The sequence below is a fragment of the Selenomonas sp. GACV-9 genome, from assembly GCA_900116485.1.
Taxonomy (GTDB): domain Bacteria; phylum Bacillota; class Negativicutes; order Selenomonadales; family Selenomonadaceae; genus Selenomonas_A; species Selenomonas_A ruminantium_G.
The window spans coordinates 1-3600 of sequence record FPAX01000035.1; the positions used below are offsets into that span (position 1 = coordinate 1).

Sequence of the window (3600 nt, forward strand, 5' to 3'; positions counted from 1 at the left end):
TACAACCTGCCAGCGCGGGTCATTTAGCGGAGCGGAGAAAAAGTGCACCCACCCTCGCCCAAGCTGAGCTGTATCAAGCTTATTGTAATCGCGCACTAACAGACAAACTGCAATTTGTACCTAGGCTATTTGGTATTTTTTCATTTTGTCCTGTATAATGGATAGCAAAGATAGTAAGAAAAGAGTATTTCAAGGAGCGATTTGATGACGGAAGAAATCTGTGCCTGCGGGCATTATCATGAGCATGGCGATGCGCATCATGCCCATCATGCGCATACGCCGGCAGAGCTGGCGGCACTGCGCCGCAAGAAAGACCAGCTCAGCATGCTGCAGGGAAATATGCGTGAGATCCAGGCGTTGCACGACAAGATTGATGGCGCGCTGGCCCGGGTGGGCCGGGAGAACGTCGGCTTTATCCTGACGCAGAAAAAAACGCTGAAGGAATTGAAGAAACTGGCCGCCTCTGTACTGGGGGGCGGCAAAGAACAAATCTTTGCCACCTTGTATGCGGCGGAGAAAGAATACATCGACAATATCGAGGATATCATGCATCATGCGCAGATCCTCAAGCGGGCTGGACAGGGCAACGTGACGCCTGAGGTCATGGCGAACATGGAAAAGAGCCTCAAGGCAGCTGAGGAACTGGCTAAATAAAAAGAGCTGAGAGAAGTAATACAACTTTCTCTCAGCTCTTTTGCTTTGCAGATTGCATCAGGAAACCATCTGCGATAATTCAGGTGCTGGTGTGAGATTGTCGGCAACGAGTTCACAGAAATGGCGTAAAGCATCGGAATCCATTTCATCATCGCTGCTGGCAAGATAAGTCGAAATCCGCTGACGGCAACGCTGCAGAGCGTTGTCGATGGATTTGCTGTCGTGACCGAGCTGCTCGCTGATACGCTCATAGCTGCCGCCGCGCAGGCGGGCAATAAACACTTCATAAGCATAGGGCGACAATATCTTGCTGAGTACCTTGCGGCAGCTTTCGTATTCTTCGTGGAGTATAAGATCGTGCGAAAGCGGTCTGGTATTCGGGTCGACCAGCGTGTCGAGCCAGCTGGTCTTCTCGTTGTCCTCGAAGACAGCGGCATTCAAGGACAGCGCCTGATTGAGGATGGCGTGTTTATAACGATTGGCCTTGTTGATAGCCGAGATGCATTCACAGCGGATGCAGCGGCTGGCAAAGGAGACGAAGGATACGCCGCGATCAGCCTGGTAATCCTTGAGCGCCTTGTAGAGCCCGATACGTCCTTCCTGCAACAGGTCATCGTGTTCGGCCCAGTTCATATACAGCGGACGGCAGATGTTAGTGACCAAATAATCATACTCCGCCACTAGTTTGGAGCCTAGCTGCGGGTTGCCGGTCTGCTGGTATTCCAGAATCAGAGCTATTGCATTATTGGTGTCCATAGTTTGATATCCCATTTCCTCCTTGTTTGCTGATTATTAGTGTAACATTACAGAATCTTAAAAGTCAATAGGACTAAAGACTGTATCTTTTTCAGATAATATGTGTTTTTCTCTAATTTATTTATCTGATTTTAATAAACAGGCATTTTTTTTTAGTTTGTAAGCATATTAATTTATGATATAATATATAATAAATGGCGATGTGTGACCGACTATAATTGGAAATGGATACTTTGGGAGGAGTTTTTGAATGTTTGCTTGGTTGGACAACTGTGCGATCCGCACGAAGATACAGCTTACCTTTGCTGTGGTAATGCTGGTGGCATGCATCATGGGTGGTGTGGGTATATACAACCTGAATGCATTGGATAAGAAATCCACGGAAATCACAGAGAACTGGCTCATCATGACTGATGCTTCGCATCGCATGTATGAGGATTCGGCCAACATGCGCTTTGATGCTTATAAGTATACGCATGTGACGGATCCAGCAGTCATCGAAAAGGCGCGCAAGGATACGCTGATGCATCAGGATAATATCCAGAAGGGCATCGCGACATACGAAGCGGCGCTGGAGCGGGAGATGGCAGTCAATCCGGAGAAGGCAAAGGCAAATAAGGAGAAGTTCGACAAGCTCAAGCAGGAGCTCGATAAGAACTTTGCTATCAATAAGAAGATACGAGCTGATTTTGAGGGCAAGAACAAAGATGCGATGATGCAGGGCATCACGGTCGATGGGTTCAAGCAGTACGATGTCATTGCCGGTGCTCTCGAGGAGTTCACGAAGCTCAACATTGACAGTGCCAATGAGGCCAATGCTGAAGCTGCTGCTGTCTATCAGCGGGGGGTTACGGTCAGCATCGTCTTGCTCGTCGCAGCCTTTGTCATGATCATCCTGTCTTCGCTGTATTTGAGCCGCAATATCAGCAGCGGTGTCAAGGTACTGGAGGATATCTCGAGCAAGATGGGGGATGGCAACCTGCGTGAGCGGGCAACGATCCTCACTGGCGATGAGCTCGGTCAGCTGGCTGGTCATTATAATATGGTAATCGACAAACTAGCTAAGATGGTTCGCAAGATCCAGCAGAGTGCCGATGAGTCGGCAAATGCAGCCGAGCTCCTGCGCACGGGCTCGGAGCAGTCGGCCCAGGCAGCTACCCAGATTGCCGAGTCGATCACGCGCGTGGCCGAGTCGGCGGCTGAGCAGAATCAGATGGCCGAGGCCACGAAGTCGACGGTAGATGAGATCCGCAAGGAAATCGCACAGGTAAATGATGGGACGAGCACTGTCCTGGAGCATGCTGACCATGCACAGAGCAAGGCCGATGAAGGCATGGCTGCCATCAACAAAGCGGTGGAGCAGATGCGTCATATCGGCGTGTCCGTCAACGATTCAGCGAAGGTCGTCGCTTCGCTGGGCGAACGTTCGCAGCAGATCGGGCAGATTGTCGAGACTATCTCGGCGATTGCTGAGCAGACGAACCTGCTGGCGCTCAATGCTGCTATCGAGGCTGCTCGTGCTGGTGAGGCCGGCCGTGGCTTCTCGGTCGTAGCAGAGGAGGTCCGCAAACTGGCCGAAAGCTCGAGCCAGGCCGTAACAGAGATTGCTGAACTCATCCACGGCATCCAGGCTGACACGGAGGAGGCCGTTGCTTCGATGCAGAATGGCACGCAGGAGACGAAGTCTGGTGCGATGATCATGGATCAGGCCGGCAAGACCTTCGGCGAGATTGTTGCCTTGATGACGGATATGGATGAAGAAATCCGCTCGATGAGTGAGCGTGTCCAGATGGTGGCAAGCGGCATGGATGGCATCGTTGCTACAGCCGACCGCCTCAGTGAGGCCAGCAATTCTGTGTCGAGCGAGACGCAGACGGTTTCGGCAGCAACTGAAGAGCAGTCGGCATCGGTAGAGGAGATTGCCTCCTCGGCGCATAACCTGACAACTGTATCGCAGGCGCTGCAGGACGAAATCAGGAAATTCCGCATCTGATAGAGAGGTCCGTTGACTCATGAAAGAGTCAGCGGACTTTTTCAATTGCAGTTTGTCTGTCAGTGCGAGATTACAATAAGCTTGCTACAGCTCAGCTTGGGCGAGGGTGGGTGCACTTTTTCTCCGCTCCGCTAAATGACCCGCGCTGGCAGGGTGTACGTACCTAGGTACATGCGCCGGGCAGGCCGGCGGCGCGC

The 3600-nt window shown here is 51.7% G+C and carries 3 protein-coding genes; 2 read left to right on the forward strand and 1 reads right to left on the reverse strand.

Going from position 1 to position 3600, the window contains the following annotated elements:
• The first annotated feature begins 204 nt into the window (after positions 1–204).
• Entirely contained in the window at positions 205–654 is a 450-nt protein-coding gene (locus BM322_RS13260) for a hypothetical protein (RefSeq protein WP_075431221.1), read from the forward strand.
• A 57-nt stretch (positions 655–711) separates the two neighbouring features.
• On the opposite strand, the gene BM322_RS13265 is transcribed toward BM322_RS13260, so the two are convergent.
• Complete coding sequence (locus BM322_RS13265) at positions 712–1425, reverse strand: sigma-70 family RNA polymerase sigma factor (RefSeq protein ID WP_082334503.1); 714 nt, start codon at positions 1423–1425, stop codon at positions 712–714.
• A gap of 235 nt (positions 1426–1660) precedes the next feature.
• Here BM322_RS13265 and BM322_RS13270 point away from each other — a divergent pair, with 235 nt between their 5' ends.
• Complete coding sequence (locus BM322_RS13270; RefSeq protein ID WP_075431223.1) at positions 1661–3403, forward strand: methyl-accepting chemotaxis protein; 1743 nt, start codon at positions 1661–1663, stop codon at positions 3401–3403.
• Positions 3404–3600 lie beyond the last annotated feature (197 nt).

What these genes read in the sequence shown, in the direction of transcription:
- BM322_RS13270 (WP_075431223.1), top strand. Translation starts at nt 1,661, where the DNA reads ATGTTTGCTTGGTTGGACAACTGTGCGATCCGCACGAAGATACAGCTT.
- BM322_RS13265 (WP_082334503.1), bottom strand. Translation starts at nt 1,425, where the DNA reads ATGGGATATCAAACTATGGACACCAATAATGCAATAGCTCTGATTCTG.
- BM322_RS13260 (WP_075431221.1), top strand. Translation starts at nt 205, where the DNA reads ATGACGGAAGAAATCTGTGCCTGCGGGCATTATCATGAGCATGGCGAT.